At 70.8% G+C, this 2179-nt stretch carries 3 protein-coding genes; 2 read left to right on the top strand and 1 reads right to left on the bottom strand.

Annotation, left to right across the window (positions count from 1 at the left end):
* Positions 1-219: 219 nt before the first annotated feature.
* On the top strand, positions 220-759 hold the full coding sequence (fae, locus tag AX737_RS05570; protein ID WP_066919676.1) for a formaldehyde-activating enzyme: 540 nt from the start codon (positions 220-222) through the stop codon (positions 757-759).
* A gap of 29 nt (positions 760-788) precedes the next feature.
* Here fae and AX737_RS05565 read toward each other — a convergent pair whose 3' ends face one another.
* Complete coding sequence (locus AX737_RS05565; protein ID WP_066919674.1) at positions 789-1229, bottom strand: hypothetical protein; 441 nt, start codon at positions 1227-1229, stop codon at positions 789-791.
* A gap of 173 nt (positions 1230-1402) precedes the next feature.
* Here AX737_RS05565 and AX737_RS05560 point away from each other — a divergent pair.
* The coding region (locus tag AX737_RS05560; RefSeq protein ID WP_066919672.1) for a LysR family transcriptional regulator at positions 1403-2179 on the top strand (777 nt) is incomplete at its 3' end.

The raw sequence follows: 2179 nt of genomic DNA, 5'->3' as shown, positions 1-2179 counted from the left end.
GGCGAGGCTCCAGCCGCCTGTCTCGCTATCCTGACCCGGCTGCCGCATCCGCATCGTCCCAGATGGAGTCCGCCCCGAAGGACCTCCGCCTCAATGGCCGATCGAATCGGGCCTGACCAGGGGCCGGGCGATTGACCTGCGGCGACGGCGGTGCTTCTCCCGCACGCGGCGCGCGGCCTCGCGCGATGCACCTACAAGAACAACGCCAAGGAAAAGACCATGTCCGAGATCTGGTTCCGCACCGGCGAGGCCACCGTGCTCGCCGCCGAGGGGCAGTACACCGACGCGATGCCCGAGGTGCTGATCGGCTCGGTCCGCGGGCCCGTGGGTCAGGCTTTCGCCTCGATGATGGGGCAGGTCCAGGGCCATACCCGCATGTTCGTGGTGCGCGACCTCAACCAGCTCGTGCGCCCGGCCACCATGATGACCACGAAGGTCACGATCCACACGGCCGAGTATGCCGAGCTGCTCGGAGGCGTCGTGCAGGCGGCCACCGGCGACGCGATCATCGATTGCGTGATCGAGGGTATCCTGCCCAAGGACGGGCTCGACGAGCTTTGCATGATCATCATGATCTGGCTCGACGAGCGCTGCGGTGCAGACCCCAACGTCGATCGCAAGGACCTCTACCGCACCAACTACGAGGCGACCAAGCTCGCCATCGCCCGCGCGATGAAGGGCGAGCCCACGATCGACGAGCTCATCGCCAACCGCAAGACGGTAAAGCACTACGCGCTCGAGGACGTGATCGACTATTGATCGCCCGAGACGCGCCCGCGCGGCGCGTCTCACCCCGGCGGGATGCGCCCGACCGAGCAGAGGGTGCGCAGGCTGCTGCTGCCCGGGTCGGTGTAGCAGCTCGCCGACCAGCCGTTCTGCTGGATGAAGGATTTGCGCCGCTCGGCGAGCGAGGCGGCGTGCGCGCGGGCGATGATCGGGGCCACGGTCGCGGCCGGCTCGCCGACGAGGATCTGCGAGGCGACCGCGAGGTCGTCGAAGAAGGCTCCCGAGGGCTGCGCCTCGGCGGAGCTCGCCTGCACGATCGGCTCGGCCCGGCAGGTCAGGTCGAACTTGATCGCCCCCGGCACGCGGATGTCGATGCTGGGCCCGGAGCGCCGCCCCACCGTGCCGCCGATCGATTGGGCGATCTGCCGGGCGAGGCCGTCGCAGCTGTCGGCATGCGCCGGACCGGCGGTGAAGAGGAGGCAGACGAGGGCGCGGCGCAGCATGCGGCAGGGATGCCGCAGCCCGGTTCTCCTGTCGAGCCCGTCTCGGGACGGTTGGGATCATCCGCCCGCGTCGCGGAGGTCGCCGCTGTCACACGGACGGCCCGGGGCCGCTTGCCGCCCCCGCCCTTTTGGCGTTCCAAGGTCCTCGACCTTCTGGCGCGACCCGGCCGGCGATGGAACTGAAGTGGATCGAGGATTTCCTCAGCCTCGCCGAGACGCGCAGCTTCTCGCGCTCGGCGGAGGCGCGGCACGTGACGCAATCGGCCTTCAGCCGCCGTATCCGCTCCCTCGAGGTCTGGCTCGGTACGGCGCTCCTCGACCGCAGCACCTACCCGATCACGCTCACGGCGGACGGGCGCCACTTCCTCGAGACCGCCGAGGAGGTGGTTCGTCTCCTCACCCTCAGCCGGGCCGACTTCCGCAACCGCAGCGAGCGCTCGAGCCTGCCCGTGGTCACGATCACGGCGCTGCACTCGCTCTGCCTCTCCTTTCTGCCGCGCTGGCTCGGCACGATCCGGGGCGGCCTCGGGCCGATGGGCAGCCGGGTGCTGCCGGAGAACTTCAATATCTGCATCCAGGCGCTGGTCGAGGGCGGCTACGACCTGCTGCTGACCTACCACCATCCGGGCATCCCGATCCCGCTCGACCCCGAGCGCCATCCCTGCCTCGTGGTGGGGCGCGACAGCCTCGCGGCGGTGGCGGCGCCGGCCGGGCTCGTCCCGGACCGGGAGGGCCGCCTGCCGCTGCTGCAATATTCCCGCGGCTCCTTCCTGGGCCGGCTCGCCGCCATCGCCCAGGCCCGTGAGGGCGCGCCCGCGACCTACCCGGTCCACACCAACGAGAACTCGATGGCCGAGGCCCTGCGCTCCATGGCGCTCGCCGGCCACGGGGTCGCATGGCTGCCCCGCAGCCTCGTGGCGCCCGAGATCGCGGCGGGCGCGCCCTCACGG

Origin of the sequence: Methylobacterium sp. CCH5-D2, from assembly GCF_001556475.1 — a bacterium.
GTDB classification, from domain to species: Bacteria; Pseudomonadota; Alphaproteobacteria; order Rhizobiales; family Beijerinckiaceae; genus Methylobacterium; species Methylobacterium hispanicum.
This window is presented reverse-complemented; position numbering and strand designations above follow the sequence as displayed.

Coding starts and splice junctions, on each gene's coding strand:
- AX737_RS05565 (WP_066919674.1), bottom strand. CDS start 1,229: ATGCTGCGCCGCGCCCTCGTCTGCCTCCTCTTCACCGCCGGTCCGGCG.
- fae (WP_066919676.1), top strand. CDS start 220: ATGTCCGAGATCTGGTTCCGCACCGGCGAGGCCACCGTGCTCGCCGCC.